Source organism: Mesorhizobium tamadayense, assembly GCF_003863365.1.
Classification (GTDB): domain Bacteria; phylum Pseudomonadota; class Alphaproteobacteria; order Rhizobiales; family Rhizobiaceae; genus Mesorhizobium; species Mesorhizobium tamadayense.
In genome coordinates, this window is the sequence record NZ_RQXT01000037.1 from 21,399 (window position 1) to 37,846 (window position 16,448).

A 16,448-nucleotide genomic window follows, 5' to 3' on the forward strand; every position below is an offset into this window, starting at 1 on the left:
CGGTGCGCGTTTTCACCGGCAAGGAGTGGATATGACTGAAGCTCAGCAGCCGGGATTCAGCCGTTGCAATAATGCGACCTTGCGGCGCGCCGCACGCAGGCTCGGCCGCTTCTACGATGACGCGCTGGGGACTTCCGGCTTGAAGAGCACGCAGTTTGGCCTGCTCTTTCAGATCCATGTCAGCGGCGAGCCGGCGATGGGCGCAATTGCCGAGGCGCTGATCATGGATCTGTCGGCGCTTGGCCACACGCTGAAGCCACTGATCCGCGACGGCTATGTCGAGACTTTTGCGGACAAGGACGACCGCCGCATCAAGCGCGTGCGGCTGACGCCGCAAGGCCAGGCCAAACTCGACGAGGCGATCAAACTGTGGAGCGCTGCCCAGCGGCAATTCGAGGATATGGTCGGCGCGAAACAGGCCGCGAAGCTGCGCGCAACGCTGGACGAGGTGGCCGCGCTGGATTTCGAAATGGCAACGGCCGCTCCTTCCATTTGAAGAAGCGGCCGTCGATCAGGTCTGCTGCAACTCTATTCCGCCGGCATGGCGGCCGGACGGGCGAGCATGCGTCCCGCAAGCACCACGCCCAGCCCCACGATCGGGAACATGGCAGCGATCACGCCGAGATCTGCCGGCGCGCCAAAGCGCAGCACGGCGCCGCCGACCACCGCGCCAAGCGCGACGCCGAAATAAAGCGCCGAGGCGTTGAGCGAGAGCACGATCGGGGCGGCATCGGGGGCTATTCTGATGATGCGGCTCGCCTGCGCCGGCGGAAAAGCCCAGCCGACGATGCCCCACGGCACCATCATGCCCATCAGCGCCGGCCCGGCGATCGAATGCGGCAGGATTGCCGGGATCAGCGAGAAGGTGATCAGCATCGCAGCCGAAAGCGCCAGCGACCAGCAGACGGTGCGCGTCGCGCCGAACCGGTCGGCGGCCTGACCGCCGGCGATGTTGCCGATAAACGCGCCGACGCCGAAGGCGAGCAGCATGCCGGGCAGCGCCAGCGGGCTGAGGCCGCCGCCTTCGATCGCCAAAGGCGCGATGAAGGCAAAGACGGTGAAGGCGCCGACCAGCGCCAGCACGGTCGTGACCAGGATCGGCAATACACCGGGACGGACCGCCGCGGCGAGCCGCGCCCGAAGTGCAAGCCTGGTGCCGACGATGCCGCGCGGCAGCCGGTACCACAGGATCGCGCCGGCGAGCGTGCCGAGGCCGGCGATGGCGAAGAAGGTGCCGCGCCAGCCGGCGATGGCCGCAACCAGCGCGCCGAGCGGGGCGCCGACCGCGACCGCCACCGTGGTGCCGCCGACCACGACCGCGATGGCGCGCGCCCGGTAGTGGTCGTCGACCAGCGCCACCGCCGTGCCTTGCGCGGTTGCCGCGAACAGGCCGGACGAGAGCGCCATGACAATGCGGGCAATCAGCAGCAGCTCGAAGGACGAACTTACCGCCGCCACTAGGTTGCCGAGCACGAAGAACGCCATTGTCCACAGGATGACGCGCCGCCGGTCCCATTCGCCGGTCAGCGTCGCCAGGACCGGCGCGCCGATCGCATAGGCAAGCGCGAAGGCGGTGATCAGCGAGCCGGCGAGCGGAACGGAGATGCCGGCATCCGCGGCGATATCGGGAAGAAGGCTGGAGATGACGAAGCCTTCGGTCGAGATCGTGAACGATCCGAGCGCAAGCCAGAAGATCCGCTTGTCCATGGGAATTGTCCTTAGTTCAAAAGTTATTGAACAATTGGACATAAAGGGCCATGATGTCAACGCAGCCAGGGAAAAATAACCGAACCCTACTGACAGCCCGGTGTCAGGACTGGGCCAAGGACGAAGAACCAAAACATGAAGCTGTGTAAACCGCCGGGAAGAGGAGACGCGTTGAAGTTGGTTCCGTTTGCGCTTAATTCTGGCTCATGACCCTGCCCCATCCAACCGCCGATCAGATCAGCCTGCCGATCGTGCTTGCCGTGCTCGGCGACCCGACCAGGCTGGCGATCGTGCGTTATCTCGCCAGCAAGGAAGGCGTGCCGCTGAACTGCAGCAAATTCCTCGATCTCGCCTCCAAGACCAACCTCAGCTACCACCTCGCCAAGCTGCGCGAGGCCGGCGTCACCCGCAGCGAAGCGGTCGGCACCAGCCGCCTGATCACGCTGCGCCGCGACGACCTCGACAGGCGCTTCCCTGGCCTGCTCGACAGTGTGATCGCTGCCGCCGGCGAGGACAAGGCGCTGCCCATGGTCGGCACCGCCGACAGCGAGATCGACGCCTGATGCGCATTGCCGTCCTCGCCGACATTCACGGCAACGTGCTCGCTTTGGATGCCGTGCTCGACGATCTCGAGCGGCGCGGCGGCGCCGATCTCGTCGTCAATCTCGGCGATTGCGTCTCCGGCCCGCTCTGGCCGCGCGAGACGTTTGCGCGGCTGGAAGCGCTGCGCCTGCCGACGGTGCGCGGCAATCACGACCGCCGCGTGGCGCAGGACCCCGCCGACGATGCCATGTGGCCTTCCGACCGCTATGCGCAGGAGCGGCTGACCGCCGCGCAGCGCGAAGCGCTGTTCGCCCTGCCGCTCACGCTTGAGATCGCGCCGGGCATCGTGGCCTTCCATGCCCGGCCCGACCATGACGAAAAGTATCTGGCCGACGCGATTGTCGATGGACAGTTGGTGCTCGCGCCGATCGCTGCGATCAAGCGGCGGCTGAAGTCGCTCGACCCCGCCTGCCGCATCGCGCTGTGCGGCCATAGCCATCGAAGCGAGCTCATCCGCATTCCGGGCGGCCCGGTCGTCTTCAATCCCGGCAGCGTCGGCTGCCCTGCCTATGACGATGACACGCCGCCGGCGCATGTATCCGAGCAGGGCAGTCCGCATGCGCGCTACGGCATCGTCGAGTTGGGCGCCCCCGGCCGCCCCGACCGCTTCGAGGCGATCGCCGTGGACTACGACCATGAAGCCGCCGCAAAACAGGCTGAACAAGCCGGACGGCCGGAATGGGCGCACGCGCTGCGGACCGGTTTTATGAAGGATTGAACGAAGTTCATATCCAGGATTGAGCGCAGGTCGTATCCGATTGAGCGAAGCTCATATCCAGGATTGAACAAATTCCGGGCTGAACGGCCAAGCCATAGCGTCCATTTTGGAGATGACATGCCACGGCAACCTCCCCTACAAACGCCGTGGCTTGAGGTGGGCGCACCGATTCCGGTCGCGCCTGGAGATTGCAGTGCATTGCCCATGGCCGAGGAATGAAGCGCAAAGTCACGCTCCGATCGACATTGCTGATCGCCGCTCCTTTGCTGCTGGCCGCCCTGCCGGCCTTGGCCGAGGACGCGCCGGGGACGATCGTCTCGATCATCGGTGGCCTCGCGCCCGACGATCTCCTCAACATCCGCGCCACCGCTTCGCCGGATGGAAGGGTCGCGGCGCGCCTGCCCAACGGCGTGGCCGTGAAGAATTACGGCTGCAAGATCGTCAACAACAATCCCTGGTGCAAGGTCGAGGACACGCAGGACGCGCACATCACCGGATGGGCGCCAGCCCGCTATCTCAGCCCCAGCAACCCGGCGCCGGCGCCTGAAGATGGCGCCGGCCCGCCTCAGGAAGCCGACGCGCCCCAGCCCTCCCAAGAACCGCCGGACATCGCGGCGCGCCTGGGCGGCAGCGAGCCGGCCGATCCGCCATCGGCGATCGATATCAGCGTGACCGCCATGCAGGATGCCTATGGCCTCGCCTTCGCGGCCTCGGCAACCGCTCAATCCGATCCCCCTGTCCCCGACGACGCCGGCGGCATTCCCTGCGCGCGCCATGTCGGCCAGCCGATGACCCGTTGCGAGATCAGCGTCGCGCACAAGGGCGGCGACAGCGCCGTGACCGTGACCTGGCCGGACGGCGGCACGCGCGTCATTAATTTCCATGGCGGCAAGCCGGCCGGCTCAAACTCTTCCGACGAGTTCCGCTTCACCCGCGAAGGCAGCTTGAACATGATCCGCATCGGCGTTTCCGAACGCTTCGAGATCACGGATGCCCTGGCGCTGGGCGACTGAATTCAGGGGAGTAGGGCAGTAGGGCAATAAGGCGGTATGTTTTACAAACCGCCCGAGCCTTCGCCCTACTCCCCTACTCCCCTACTCCCCTACTCCCCTGCTCCCCTACTCCTCCCCTACCTCGCGCATTTTCGGGGTTACATAGGGCAAAACTCTTCCCTATAAGGCCCTCCTAGCCTGATACCAGAATCGCAAGCACAACCGGCCGGGTCCCCCCGCCCGGTTTTTCGTGCAAGCCGCTCGCCCAACGGAATTTTCGAACATGCCAAGACGCACCGACATCAAGTCGATCCTGATCATCGGGGCCGGCCCCATCGTCATCGGCCAGGCATGCGAGTTCGACTATTCCGGCACCCAGGCCTGCAAGGCGCTGAAGGAGGAAGGTTTCCGCGTCATCCTGGTCAATTCCAACCCGGCCACGATCATGACCGACCCGGAGCTGGCCGACGCCACCTATATCGAGCCGATCACGCCGGAAGTGGTGGCCAAGATCATCGCCAAGGAGCGGCCCGACGCGCTTCTGCCCACCATGGGCGGCCAGACGGCGCTCAACACCGCGCTGTCGCTGCGCCGCATGGGCGTGCTCGACCGTTACAATGTCGAGATGATCGGCGCCGACGCGCATGCCATCGACAAGGCCGAGGACCGCGCGCTGTTCCGCCAGGCGATGAGCAAGATCGGCCTGGAGACGCCGCGCTCGATGCTGGCCAACGCCACCGAGGTCAAGGATGCCGACCGCAAGATCCACGAGGCCGAGCGCGCCGCGCTCAAGGCCGAGAACCCCGAAAACCTCGATGCCGCGCTCGATGCGCTGGAGACGCGCTGGAACCTCGGCGAGGGCGACCGCAAGCAGCGCTACATCAGCCACGCCATGGCGATCGCCGCCCAGGCGCTCGACCATGTCGGCCTGCCGGCGATCATTCGCCCGTCCTTCACCATGGGCGGCACCGGCGGCGGCATCGCCTACAACCGCGCCGAATTCTACGACATCGTCCAGTCGGGGCTTGATGCCTCGCCCACCACCGAGGTGCTGATCGAGGAAAGCGTGCTCGGCTGGAAGGAGTACGAGATGGAGGTCGTCCGCGACAAGGCGGACAACTGCATCATCATCTGCTCGATCGAGAATCTCGATCCGATGGGCGTGCACACCGGCGACAGCATCACCGTCGCGCCGGCGCTGACCTTGACCGACAAGGAATACCAGATGATGCGCAACGCCTCGATCGCGGTGCTGCGCGAGATCGGGGTGGAGACCGGCGGCTCCAACGTGCAATTCGCCGTCAACCCCGCCGACGGCCGCCTGGTCGTGATCGAGATGAACCCGCGCGTCTCGCGCTCGTCCGCGCTCGCTTCGAAGGCGACCGGCTTCCCGATCGCCAAGGTCGCGGCCAAGCTCGCCGTCGGCTACACGCTGGACGAGCTGGAGAACGACATCACCGGCGGCGCGACGCCGGCCTCGTTCGAGCCGACGATCGACTACGTGGTGACGAAGATCCCGCGCTTTGCCTTCGAGAAGTTCCCCGGCGCCGAGCCGGTGCTGACCACCGCCATGAAGTCGGTGGGCGAAGTGATGGCCATCGGCCGCACCTTCCAGGAATCGCTGCAGAAGGCACTGCGCGGACTGGAAACCGGCCTGACGGGATTGGACGAGATCGAGATCCCCGGCATCGGCCATGGACCCGCCGCCGCCAATCACGTCGACGACCGCAACGCCATCCGCGCCGCGCTCGGCACGCCGACGCCGGACCGGCTGCGCATGGTGGCGCAGGCGATCCGCATGGGCACCTCGCTGGAAGACGTGCACGCCATGTGCAAGATCGACCCGTGGTTCCTCGAGCAGATCGCCGGCATCATCGCCATGGAGGATCGCGTGCGGGAGCATGGCCTGCCGCAGGACGCCGAGAACCTGCGCATGCTGAAGGCGATGGGTTTCTCCGATGCCCGCCTCGCGTCGCTGGTCAGGAAAGACGCGGAAGAGATTCAAAGCATTCGCGAAAAGCTCGACGTTCATCCGGTCTATAAGCGCATCGACACCTGCGCGGCCGAGTTCGCCTCGCCGACCGCTTACATGTATTCGACCTACGAAGTGCCCTTCGCCGGCGCCTTGGCCAACGAGGCGCATGTCTCGTCGCGCAAGAAGGTTGTCATCCTCGGCGGCGGCCCGAACCGCATCGGCCAGGGCATCGAGTTCGACTATTGCTGCTGCCACGCGGCGTTTGCGCTGCGCGACGCAGGCTACGAGGCGATCATGATCAACTGCAACCCGGAGACGGTGTCGACCGACTACGACACCTCCGACCGCCTCTACTTCGATCCGCTGACGGCGGAGGACGTGCTGGAGATCCTGCGCGCCGAGCAGGCATCCGGCGAGCTCGTCGGCGTCATTGTCCAGTTCGGCGGCCAGACGCCGCTGAAGCTCGCCGACGCACTGGAGCAGGCCGGCATCCCGATCCTCGGCACCTCGCCCGATATGATCGACCTGGCGGAAGACCGCGATCGCTTCCAGAAGCTCTTGCACAAGCTCGGCCTCACCCAGCCGAAGAACGGCATCGCCTATTCGGTCGAGCAGGCGCGCCTCGTCGCCGGCGAGCTCGGCTTCCCGCTGGTGGTGCGCCCGTCCTACGTGCTCGGCGGCCGCGCCATGCAGATCATCTACAACGAAGGCATGCTGCAGACCTACCTGCTCGACACCGTGCCCGGCCTGGTGCCGGAGGACATCAAGCAGAAATACCCCAACGACAAGACCGGCCAGATCAACACGCTGCTGGGCAAGAACCCGCTTTTGTTCGACACCTACCTGACCGGCGCCATCGAGGTCGATGTCGACTGCCTCTGCGACGGCAAGGAGACCTTCGTCTCCGGCATCCTGGAGCACATCGAGGAGGCCGGCATTCATTCGGGCGACAGTGCCTGCTCGCTGCCGGTGCACGCGCTGCACCCGGACCTCGTCGACGAGCTGGAGCGGCAGACCGCGGCGCTCGCCCGCGCGCTCAATGTCGGCGGCCTGATGAACGTGCAATACGCGATCAAGGACGGCACGGTCTATGTGCTGGAGGTCAACCCCCGGGCCTCGCGCACCGTGCCCTTCGTCGCCAAGACCATCGGACGTCCCATTGCGAAAATCGCGGCCCGTATCATGGCCGGCGAGACGCTAGAAGATGCCTTCGCCCATTACGGCGCCATGCCCGATCCGCGTAACCCTGGCCACATCGCGGTCAAGGAAGCCGTTTTCCCCTTCGCCCGCTTCCCCGGCGTCGACATCCTGCTCGGACCGGAAATGCGCTCGACCGGCGAGGTGATGGGCCTCGACCGCGACTTTGCCTTAGCCTTCGCCAAGAGCCAGCTCGGCGCGGGTGTTGACCTCCCCCGCGCGGGCACGCTGTTCGTCTCGGTGCGCGACGAGGACAAGAAGGGCATCCTGCCGGCGGTGAAGCGCCTCGCCGGCCAGGGCTTCAAGGTGCTCGCCACCTCCGGCACCGCGCGCTTCCTCGCCGAGAACGGCGTGGTGGCGGAAAAGATCAACAAGGTGCTCGAAGGCCGCCCCCACATCGAGGACGCCATCCGCAACCGCCAGGTCCAGATCGTCTTCAACACCACGGACGGCCAGAAAGCGGTGTCGGACTCGAAATCGCTGCGCCGCGCCACGCTGATGCAGAAGGTGCCATATTACACGACGCTGTCGGGGGCTGCGGCTGTGGCGGAGGCGATTGCGGCATTGAGGGCGGGGAATTTGGAAGTGAGGCCGCTGCAGGAGTATTTTGGGTGAGATAGCGGCGGTGCGGTTGGGTTGCGCGAGCCGACTTCCAGGTAGCGCGCCGCCACCGACGAGCGGTGATCATGTGCAGTTGCCGCTGTTCTTGGCAAAGTCGCGCAGTCGCCGGCCCTGAGCAGCGTTTCGCGGCCGTTTTCGACCAGCGTCAGCTCGCCCTCAGCGGTAGCGCTCTACGGCGCCCCCCTCTGTCCTGCCGGACATCGCCCCCACTTGGGTCCCACTTGGGGGGAGATTGGCAGCTTCGGCGGCGGCGCCCTTTCTGTAAGGTTGGCGATTGGCAAAAGCCTGCGCGAAGCGCGCTCCCCCTTCTCCCCCTGAGGGAGAAGGTGGCCGAGCGAAGCTCGGTCGGATGAGGGTGTTCCAGCTTGGCGATGCGCGCGCTTACCACTGTCCCATCGGCGCACAATCGCGGCCGTCTCGTTTCTTCCAGCACCCCTCATCCGTCTCGGCGCTGGCGCGCCTTCCCCCTTCTCCCACGAGGGGAGAAGGGGGAAGGCGCACCTCACCCCTGATGCGCCACGGCCAGTTCCTTCGCGTGCTTCTCATGCATCTTCAGCGCCGGCAGCGTCTTCTTGGCGAATTCCTTCATCGCCGGGTCGTCGCCTGACTTCGCATAGGTGCTGAACAGGGCGACAGCGTCCTTGTGCGCATCGTTCTGCATCTTGATGTACTGCTGGTCGAAATCCTTGCCGCTGGCGCCCTTCAGCTCGCCGAGTAGCTGCTGCTCCTTGGGCTGCAGCGAAGGTCCGGCGGACTTGACCGAGGCGGTCGTCTGGCCCTGGCTGAGCGCCCCCTTGAAATCCTCAGCAACCTTGGTGTGATCCGCGATCATCTGCTTGGCGAAGGCCTTGACGTCGGCCGACGCGGATTTCTCTTCGGCCAGCTTGCTCGATTGGATCTCGAATTCGTTGGCGTTGGGCACTGCGGCGACGAAGGTCTGCGTGTCGACCTTGTCCTCGGTCACCATGGGGCCGACCGCATCCGGCTCGTTCGACTGGGCAAGGGCGGCCGGCGCGCCGGCAAGGAGCGCGACGGCGGCCACGGTTAGAAGCGTTCTCATCTGAAATCTCCGATCAGCCCCTCAGACACCCAACGCGGAATGGCCCCGCCGGTTGCGTTCTTGCCCCGTGAGGTAGGCTGTGTTGAGATTCAGGTCAGGCCGAGCCGACAATGGTGGTTTCCGAGAACCGGAGCGGAGCGCACTTAAAGTACGTGAGCACCGGAAGCGCAGGAAACCACCATTCGCAGGCCGGCATCACCTGAATATCAGCACAGCCTCATCCTTTGACCCCGCCGGCGGTCAGCCCGGAAACGATCTTGCGCTGGAAGATGAGGACCAGCACCACCAGCGGCACGGTGACGATCACCGAGGCGGCCATGATGTTGCCCCACGGGATCTCGAACTGCGAGCTGCCGGAAAGCAGCGCGATCGCCACCGGCACGGTGCGCTGCGCGTTGTTGGAGGTGAAGGTGAGCGCAAACAGGAACTCGTTCCACGCGCCGATGAATGCGAGCATCCCCGTCGTCGCCAGCGCCGGCCACATCAGCGGCAGGAAGACTTGGCTGATGATGATCCATGGCGTCGCGCCGTCGAGGATCGCCGCTTCCTCGACCTCGACCGGCAGGTCGCGCACGAAGGTGGTGAGCACCCAGACGGTGAACGGCAGAGTGAAGATCATGTAGGAGAAGATCAGCGCGATGAGCGAATTGTAGAGGCCGGCCCAGCGGATCATCTCGAACAGGCCGGCCAGCACCGCCACCTGCGGGAACATCGAGACCGACAGGATGCCAAGCATCAGCGCCGAGCGGCCACGAAACCGGATGCGCGCCAGCGAATAGGCGGCGGTGACGCCGAGCAACAGCGAGATCAGCACGACGGCGCCCGAGACGACCAGCGAGTTCACCAGGTTGCGCACGAACGTGCCTTCGGTGAGCACGTTCCGGTAGTTGGCGAGGCTGATCGTATGCGGCCAGAGGCTCGCCTCGAAGAGCTCGGTGCCCGATTTCAGGCTGGTGGCGATGGCGTAGTAAAACGGGAAGACGGCGATGAAGACGATCACTGCAACCAGCAGGTAGAAGGCCGCGCGCTTCAGGATCTTCATCTCAGCGGCCTCCGTCCAGGCTTATCCGGGCAATGCGGATGTAGGAAATGGTAAGCAGCGCCAGGATGAGGAAGAGCAGCGTCGAGGCGGCCGAGCCGTAGGCGAACTTGTCGAACTCGAACAGGTTCTCGCGCGCGAACACCGACATCGACTTGGTCTGCACATTGTTGGGCGTCAGCACATAGATCAGGTCGAAGATGCGCAGCGCATCGAGCGCGCGGAAGATCACCGCCACCATCACCGCCGGGCGGATCAGCGGCAAGGTCACCCGCCAGAAGATCTGCCACGGATTGGCGCCGTCGAGTTTTGCCACCTCGATGATCTCGCGCGGCAGCATCTGCAGTGCCGCAAGGATCAGGAGCGCCATGAACGGCGTCGTCTTCCAGATGTCGACGATCAGCACGGCGATCATCGCCGTGTCGGCGTTGGCGGTCCAGGCGATCTTGGCATCGATCAGACCGAGATTGAGCAGCACGACATTGATGATGCCGAACTGGTCGTTGAGCATCCACTGCCACATCTTGGCCGAGACGATCGTCGGGATCGCCCAGGGAATGAGGATCGCCGCCCTGACAATGCCGCGGCCCGGGAACTCGGCGTTGAGCACGAGCGCGACGATCATGCCGAGGATGGTCTCGCAGACGACCGAGATCGCCGTGAAGCGCACCGTGTTCCAGACGGCGCGCCACCACACCGGATCGACCAGCAGCCCGTCATAGAGCGTGCGGCCGCTCGGCATGCTCAGCATCGAGAAATAGTTGGCGAAGCCGACCCATTGGCGGGCGTCGAGGTCGGCCAGCGAGGCGTCGGTGAAGCTGAAATAGACGGTGCGGATGAGCGGCCAGCCGGCAACCGCGGCAAGCACCACAAGCATCGGCGTCAGAAACAGCCACGCCGAGCGCACCCGCTGGCGCATCAAGAGCGAGGGCCGGCGCTTGGCGATGTATTCAGGCGCGCCGGCTTTCGTTGGCGCCGACCTGCTGGTGCTCGTTCGACCGGCACGAACGCTCGAGCCCGCCCCTGCAGGCTCGGCGGTCACCAGCCGCTGCCCTTCAGCTTGGTCAGCGTCACTTCGAGATCGGCGAGGTTGTCGGCAGCACTTCCTTCGCCGGACAGGGTCTTGTGCACGGCGGTCCAGAACTGGCTCGACGCCTCGTTGTACTTGACCTTGACGGTGGCCGAGGGCCGCGGCGCCGCGTTGAGGAAGACTTGCCTCCAGCGCGGGATGATCGGCTGTTCCCTGGCGATGTCGGCATCGTCATAGAGGACCTGTATGGTCGGCAGGTTGGAAGTCTTGAGCGTCCGGTATTTTTGCATCTCGGGCGAAGCGATGAACTTGACCATATCGATCGCGGCGTCCGGGTTCTTGGAATATTTGGAGACCGCAAGGTTCCAGCCGCCCAGCGTCGCGACCGGCCGCGCGCCCTCGTCCGTGCCTGCCGGCAGAGGCGCCACGTCGAACTTGCCCTTGATCGGCGCGTCCGGGCCGTTGCCCAGCGCATAGGCATAAGGCCAGTTGCGCATGAAGACCGCATTGCCGGTCTGCCAGACGCCGCGCGATTCCTCTTCCTGGTAGGCGAGAACGCCCGGCGGCGAGATGGTGCCGATCCAGCCCTTGACCATGTCGAGCGCCGCCGCCGCTTTTGGATTGTTGATGGAGACCGTGCCGTCCGGCTCGATGATCTGGCCGCCGCCGTTCGACATCACCCATTCGAGCGCATCGCAGGTCAGCCCCTCATAGGCGTTGCCCTGGAAGACGAAGCCCCACATGTCCTTGTTGCCGGCGGCGCGCTCCTTGTCCATGACGAGCTTGGCGGTGTCGGCCAGCTCCTTCCAGGTGGTCGGCACCTTGGCGCCGTATTTGTCGAGCAGATCCTTGCGGTAATAGAGCGCCGGCGCGTCGGTGAAGATCGGCAGGGCGATCAGCTTGCCGTTGACGGTCTGCGACTGGATGATCGACGGGAAATGCTCGCCCACGACATCCTTGGCAGCACTGGTCAGGTCGACAAGCTGGCTGGCGAGCTGCGGCGCCCAGATCACGTCCGTCTGGTAGACGTCGATGTCGGTGTTGCCGGCGGCGAGCCACAGCTTGTACTGGCCGAACTGATCGGTCGTCGACGACGGCATCACGACGATGTTGACCTTGTTGCCGCTCTGCTTCTCGTAGCGGTCGAGTATCTCGCGCAACACCTTGATGCCGTTGCCGGTATCGCCCGACACGATCGACAGGTCGACCGCGTGGGCTGGGACCACGGCCAACATCGCGCCGACTGCAAGCGCAAGAAATGCGTGGAAAAACTTCATGGCGGTGGACCTCCCTTTGGAGCCGGCGACGGAGACTGCGCGCGTCGACAGCCATCAGATGCCCACCCAGCACTTGAATGCGGAGCGCCGCTTTGGGTTCCAACATGAGCCACTCAGCATGGATCACGGATGACCCCTGGCTGAGTGCCGGAGGCGTGCGATCTGGCTGGAAGGATGGGCGGATCTCAAACCAAAGCGGGCGGGCTCCGAAACCCCCGCCCCGGAACCCGCCTTTGGAGTGGCTGACGCATGCCGGCACAGCCCCCTCCGACGCCTTGCCAGCGTCGATCCGCCGATCGGCCGCCCGGCACGACGACGCATTAGCATGTCCTAACGTCAGCCTGTGTGAAGCGCTTCACAATGCGCCAGCACGACGATCGCGCAGCGCCGGTACTGCTGGAAATCGCTAACCTTCCCAGGCGACCGGAACCATGCCCAGCCGCTCGTAAAGCCTGAAGGCGGCGGCATTCTCCACCGTATCGGTCTTGAGGTCGACATAGGCGGCGCCCCTGTCCCGAAAGGTCAGGAAGACGTGCCGCATCAGCGCCTCGCCGATGCCGCGCCCTCTGGAGTCCGGATGAACGGCGAGATCCTTGACGAAGCCGGACGTCCAGCAAAGGGCGGCGCCCGCCAGCAGCCCCTTGCCGTCGATGACGAGGAAACATAGGTCCGGATCGAACTGGGCATCGCCCGAGATACGCGGCCACCAGTCGTCGAACGCGCCGTCGGCGCCGTCGTCGAACACCTCCTCCAGCAGCGCATGCAGGGCGTGCGCATCCCTGTGCTCGAATGGGCGCATGACGAAACCTTCCGGCCAATGCGGCGAGGTCAGCGTATCGTCGAGGCTCTTGCGGAGGCGGATGTCGTTGGGGCCCGGCGGGCGAGGACCTGGAGTTTCATGCATGGTCTTGTCCCGAACAGCTACCCCTAAGCTGCGACCTGCTCCGAGCCGGGTGCTCAGGCGCCTGGCTGCAGACGGCGGCGGTCGACGCCAAGGCCCGTCTGCTCGAGCAGGCCCTTGCGCTTGGCGTCGTAATAATAGCCGGTCTGGTATAGCATGTCGGCCCGCTTGGCATTGCCGCCGGAGACCAGCCAGGCGCCGCGCAGGTATTTGATGGCGTATTTGAGATTGGTCTCGGCGTCGAACAGCCCGCTCGCCGGACCGTCATAGCCCATGCCGCGCGCCGTCGCGTGCCTGATCTGCATCAGCCCCCAATGGCCGTGATTGTAGGCTTTCGGGTTGAAGGTGCTCTCGCGGTTGACGACATGGCGCACCAGATCGACCGGCACTTCGTAGATCGCCGAATATTTCTCGATCAGCCGTTCGATCTCGCCGCGCGGCCCCGTGGCATGCTGCTCGCCGGCGTGCTCTTCGAACTGGCCCGGCTGGGCAAGTAGCGCCGGGTTCTGCGGCACCACATAGGCGACCTGCTGGACGCCGGGCACGGCAGCCATCTTCGCCGACTGGCCGGTGACCGGCATGGCAACGCCGGCCCTCGTGTAGACGGCGGTCTGCTTGAGCGAAGCGGGCCCGGTCGGAGACGCGCCGGCCATCAGCACCGGCGGCGGCGGAAACTGGCCGGTGACGGGTGTCGATCCGGCAAACGCGGCAGGCTGCGCCGGCGGTGGCAGCGTCGCCCCCGGCTGTACCGGCGGCGGCAATTGTCCGCCCGACGCGGCAGCGGCTGCAGCATCGCCGGCCAGCGCAGCCGTCTGCACCTGTGCGAGGCCGGAAGGCTCCGGCACTACGGCCACCGTTTCCGGCAGCGCAACGGTCGGTGTGTCGTCCTCGACGGTCGGCGTCGAGGCTTCCGCAAGCTGGGGCGTGGCCTTCATCTGCGAGGTCGAGGTGCAGCCGCTGAGGCCGGCAGCGGCAACGAGCACGCCGATCGCGGTGAGGATGATTTTCGCTGCCAAGCCCTGCAGGTCCGATTGTCGGTTGTTAAGGAGTCCTTACACCAGCGATTCTTCGTGAGCAATCAGCGGCCCCGCTCGGTTTTCGGGTGGCAAGACCTGGAGCAAACTGCGATATTGTTCCCCATCTGTACTGTAGATGTACCTGTTTTTCGCAGTTTGCGGAAAGGAGCCCACCATGAAAAACGCTTCACCGATCACGGCCGGGCACGCAGTGTTAGAAACAGTGATCGGCTTCATGGGCATCGCCTGGAGCGAAAAAGGCCTGATCCGGCTCTGCCTGCCCGAACGCAGCCGCGAAGCGGTCGAGCGCCGGCTGTTTCGCCATGCCGGTGTTTCAAGCGCCACCGAGCAACCGAAATGGGTGGTCGAATTGATCGCATCGATCAAGGCTTACGCGGCCGGCGAGGATGTCGATTTCTCCGGCGTGCCGGTCGACCTCGACGGCGTCGACGATTTCCGCCTCGCCATCTATGACGCCGCGCGCAAGCTCGGCTTTGGCGAGACCACCACCTATGGCGAATTGGCGAACCGCGCCGGCCATGCCGGGCTCGCCCGCGAGACGGGCGCGGCCCTCGGCGCCAATCCGGTGCCGCTGGTCATCCCCTGCCACCGCATCCTGGCTGCCGGCGGCAAGATCGGCGGCTTCTCGGCGCCCGGTGGCTCGACCACCAAGGAAAAGATGCTGGCCATGGAAGGCGTGCGGGTCGGCCCGCCGCCGGCCGCGCAGGCTTCGTTCGGGTTCTAATATTCGCCGGCCAGTACCTCGGCGCGGCAGTCTTGACAGATCGGATCGTGCCAGCGTTGGCGCATCGCATGCCTTGGAGGCCGGCCGAAACGCCCATCGCGATCGTCATCCTGAGGAGGCTTCGGCCAATCCCGAGCGGTCCACTCAAACGGCAAAATCTTGGCAGTAGCCGGCCCGAAGCCTGTCAAAAATCACTCGGTCGAGGAACTAATTCTGCGGGAAGAGACGGCGCCGGAAGTGCCGCTCGAAGTCCGGCCGCTTGCAGAGATAGACGGGGCAGGACCTGGTATCGGCGCTGGGCACGTAAGCCCTCGCCCTCACCTCGCCCATGTTGCAGAAGCGCTCGTCCCGCACGTAGCGGTCATAGAGCGGCAGTCCCGGCACGCGCGTCGACTGATAACGCAGGATGACGGCGCCTTGCCTGGCGATCGTCGCCCGCACGCGATCGCAGCTCATGCGCGTCGGATCGTAGCGCGAGACCGCCTGCGCCTCGGCGGCCACCAGCATCAGGCAGGCGGCGAGCAGAATGGTTTTCATGATCCTCTCCTACAACAGCGAGCGTATCTTCCCTCCACAACGCACGCCTGGCCGCAAAACTTCCACGCGCATTGGGGCCCGTTGCACGCTATCGCGGCACATGCCGGTAACGCCATCTTGTTTTCGTCCGCGAACCATACTATATGCGGGGCTATTGAATTTGGCCGATCGATCGGGCCTCGCGATCTTCGCGTTTGCTGACGTCTATCTCCAAAATTTCGATACCACCGGCCGGGCTTTGGTCCGGTCAAACGAAGCAAATGTGAAGGATATTCCAAATGGCAACTGGTACGGTCAAGTGGTTCAACGCCACCAAGGGCTTCGGCTTCATCCAGCCCGACAACGGCGGCGCGGACGTTTTCGTCCATATCTCCGCTGTCGAGCGCGCTGGCATGACCACCCTCGTTGAAGGCCAGAAAATCAACTTCGAGATCGAGCAGGACCGCCGCACCGGCAAGTCCGCTGCTGGATCTCTGAGCAAGGCAGCCTGATTTTTGCGAATGGCGCGCGCCGGACGAAGGTTCGGGGCGCGCGGCAAGTCACGGATGTACTGACGGTCGCGCGAGAAGCGCGCCGGAGCGAAAGACCGACACGCTGGAACAGCAGATAGCTGCCAGCCCGGACCGGACGCTCCCGATCAGGCTACCGGCAACGGAAGGCGGGCATTGTCCCGCCTTTTTTGTTGCCTGCTTTCCAGCGAACCGCTGCATTGGCCTTGTGGTGCCGACCATGCTTTTTTTGGTCCATGACCCAAGCTTGAACAGATCGAAAAAGCCGTCTCCGAACTGAGCCCAGAGGAACTGAAGGCGTTTGCAGCTTGGTTCGAGGAGTTCCAGGCTGATTTGTGGGATAAGCAGATCAGACGCGAAAGCGGACCGGCTGGACAAGCTTGCCGAGCAGGCGTTGGCCGAAATTCGGGCCGGACGGACCCGGCCTCTCTAAAATACTTCGCCGCCTCACCCTATCCAAGTATGCGCCGCCGGCCGAAGGCCGCAAGCCCGACCGGGCGTCGCGCCAGTTGGCGCGCCCC

The 16,448-nt window shown here is 65.0% G+C and carries 15 protein-coding genes; 7 read left to right on the forward strand and 8 right to left on the reverse strand.

Annotation, left to right across the window (positions count from 1 at the left end; translation table 11 throughout):
• Positions 1 to 31 precede the first annotated feature (31 nt).
• A complete protein-coding gene (locus tag EH240_RS25015; protein WP_125003615.1) occupies positions 32 to 496 on the forward strand; it encodes a MarR family winged helix-turn-helix transcriptional regulator in 465 nt (154 codons plus the stop codon).
• Positions 497 to 528: 32 nt separating this feature from the next.
• Here EH240_RS25015 and EH240_RS25020 read toward each other — a convergent pair whose 3' ends face one another.
• Positions 529 to 1,707: an MFS transporter gene (locus tag EH240_RS25020; RefSeq protein WP_125003617.1), complete on the reverse strand. Its 1,179-nt coding sequence runs from the start codon at positions 1,705 to 1,707 to the stop codon at positions 529 to 531.
• Positions 1,708 to 1,913: 206 nt separating this feature from the next.
• On the opposite strand from EH240_RS25020, the gene EH240_RS25025 reads away from it, so the two are divergent.
• The 4 genes from EH240_RS25025 (at position 1,914) to carB (ending at position 7,807) form a co-directional block, all read left to right on the forward strand.
• Entirely contained in the window at positions 1,914 to 2,270 is a 357-nt protein-coding gene (locus EH240_RS25025) for an ArsR/SmtB family transcription factor (RefSeq protein WP_125003620.1), read from the forward strand.
• On the forward strand, positions 2,270 to 3,028 hold the full coding sequence (locus EH240_RS25030) for a metallophosphoesterase family protein (RefSeq protein WP_125003622.1): 759 nt from the start codon (positions 2,270 to 2,272) through the stop codon (positions 3,026 to 3,028). The genes EH240_RS25025 and EH240_RS25030 overlap by 1 nt, the downstream gene beginning before the upstream one ends.
• A gap of 215 nt (positions 3,029 to 3,243) precedes the next feature.
• Positions 3,244 to 4,041 (forward strand): SH3 domain-containing protein, encoded by a 798-nt coding sequence (locus EH240_RS25035; protein ID WP_125003624.1) that lies wholly within the window; start codon positions 3,244 to 3,246, stop codon positions 4,039 to 4,041.
• 262 nt (positions 4,042 to 4,303) lie between these two features.
• Entirely contained in the window at positions 4,304 to 7,807 is a 3,504-nt protein-coding gene (carB, locus tag EH240_RS25040; RefSeq protein WP_125003626.1) for a carbamoyl-phosphate synthase large subunit, read from the forward strand.
• Between the two features lie 508 nt (positions 7,808 to 8,315).
• Here carB and EH240_RS25045 read toward each other — a convergent pair.
• From EH240_RS25045 to EH240_RS25070, 6 genes are all read right to left on the reverse strand, one after another.
• Entirely contained in the window at positions 8,316 to 8,873 is a 558-nt protein-coding gene (locus tag EH240_RS25045; protein ID WP_125003628.1) for a DUF4142 domain-containing protein, read from the reverse strand.
• 217 nt (positions 8,874 to 9,090) lie between these two features.
• On the reverse strand, positions 9,091 to 9,915 hold the full coding sequence (locus tag EH240_RS25050; RefSeq protein WP_125003630.1) for a carbohydrate ABC transporter permease: 825 nt from the start codon (positions 9,913 to 9,915) through the stop codon (positions 9,091 to 9,093).
• 1 nt (position 9,916) lies between these two features.
• On the reverse strand, positions 9,917 to 10,831 hold the full coding sequence (locus EH240_RS25055) for a carbohydrate ABC transporter permease (protein WP_125003712.1): 915 nt from the start codon (positions 10,829 to 10,831) through the stop codon (positions 9,917 to 9,919).
• A gap of 119 nt (positions 10,832 to 10,950) precedes the next feature.
• The gene (locus EH240_RS25060) at positions 10,951 to 12,219 is read right to left on the reverse strand and encodes an ABC transporter substrate-binding protein (RefSeq protein ID WP_125003632.1); all 1,269 of its coding nucleotides are present in this window, start codon (positions 12,217 to 12,219) and stop codon (positions 10,951 to 10,953) included.
• Between the two features lie 406 nt (positions 12,220 to 12,625).
• The gene (locus tag EH240_RS25065) at positions 12,626 to 13,123 is read right to left on the reverse strand and encodes a GNAT family N-acetyltransferase (protein ID WP_125003634.1); all 498 of its coding nucleotides are present in this window, start codon (positions 13,121 to 13,123) and stop codon (positions 12,626 to 12,628) included.
• A gap of 53 nt (positions 13,124 to 13,176) precedes the next feature.
• Positions 13,177 to 14,136: a lytic transglycosylase domain-containing protein gene (locus tag EH240_RS25070; RefSeq protein WP_125003636.1), complete on the reverse strand. Its 960-nt coding sequence runs from the start codon at positions 14,134 to 14,136 to the stop codon at positions 13,177 to 13,179.
• A 175-nt stretch (positions 14,137 to 14,311) separates the two neighbouring features.
• On the opposite strand from EH240_RS25070, the gene EH240_RS25075 reads away from it, so the two are divergent.
• On the forward strand, positions 14,312 to 14,881 hold the full coding sequence (locus EH240_RS25075) for a methylated-DNA--[protein]-cysteine S-methyltransferase (protein WP_125003638.1): 570 nt from the start codon (positions 14,312 to 14,314) through the stop codon (positions 14,879 to 14,881).
• Between the two features lie 207 nt (positions 14,882 to 15,088).
• On the opposite strand, the gene EH240_RS25080 is transcribed toward EH240_RS25075, so the two are convergent.
• A complete protein-coding gene (locus EH240_RS25080) occupies positions 15,089 to 15,418 on the reverse strand; it encodes a hypothetical protein (protein WP_125003640.1) in 330 nt (109 codons plus the stop codon).
• Between the two features lie 278 nt (positions 15,419 to 15,696).
• Between EH240_RS25080 and EH240_RS25085 the strand changes: the two genes are divergently transcribed.
• Positions 15,697 to 15,909, forward strand: a complete 213-nt coding sequence (locus EH240_RS25085; protein ID WP_125003642.1) for a cold-shock protein — start codon at positions 15,697 to 15,699, stop codon at positions 15,907 to 15,909.
• Positions 15,910 to 16,448 lie beyond the last annotated feature (539 nt).

Coding starts and splice junctions, on each gene's coding strand:
- EH240_RS25020 (WP_125003617.1), bottom strand. CDS start 1,707: ATGGACAAGCGGATCTTCTGGCTTGCGCTCGGATCGTTCACGATCTCG.
- EH240_RS25015 (WP_125003615.1), top strand. CDS start 32: ATGACTGAAGCTCAGCAGCCGGGATTCAGCCGTTGCAATAATGCGACC.
- EH240_RS25045 (WP_125003628.1), bottom strand. CDS start 8,873: ATGAGAACGCTTCTAACCGTGGCCGCCGTCGCGCTCCTTGCCGGCGCG.
- EH240_RS25030 (WP_125003622.1), top strand. CDS start 2,270: ATGCGCATTGCCGTCCTCGCCGACATTCACGGCAACGTGCTCGCTTTG.
- EH240_RS25025 (WP_125003620.1), top strand. CDS start 1,914: ATGACCCTGCCCCATCCAACCGCCGATCAGATCAGCCTGCCGATCGTG.
- EH240_RS25075 (WP_125003638.1), top strand. CDS start 14,312: ATGAAAAACGCTTCACCGATCACGGCCGGGCACGCAGTGTTAGAAACA.
- EH240_RS25035 (WP_125003624.1), top strand. CDS start 3,244: ATGAAGCGCAAAGTCACGCTCCGATCGACATTGCTGATCGCCGCTCCT.
- EH240_RS25060 (WP_125003632.1), bottom strand. CDS start 12,219: ATGAAGTTTTTCCACGCATTTCTTGCGCTTGCAGTCGGCGCGATGTTG.
- EH240_RS25080 (WP_125003640.1), bottom strand. CDS start 15,418: ATGAAAACCATTCTGCTCGCCGCCTGCCTGATGCTGGTGGCCGCCGAG.
- carB (WP_125003626.1), top strand. CDS start 4,304: ATGCCAAGACGCACCGACATCAAGTCGATCCTGATCATCGGGGCCGGC.
- EH240_RS25065 (WP_125003634.1), bottom strand. CDS start 13,123: ATGCATGAAACTCCAGGTCCTCGCCCGCCGGGCCCCAACGACATCCGC.
- EH240_RS25050 (WP_125003630.1), bottom strand. CDS start 9,915: ATGAAGATCCTGAAGCGCGCGGCCTTCTACCTGCTGGTTGCAGTGATC.
- EH240_RS25055 (WP_125003712.1), bottom strand. CDS start 10,831: ATGCGCCAGCGGGTGCGCTCGGCGTGGCTGTTTCTGACGCCGATGCTT.
- EH240_RS25085 (WP_125003642.1), top strand. CDS start 15,697: ATGGCAACTGGTACGGTCAAGTGGTTCAACGCCACCAAGGGCTTCGGC.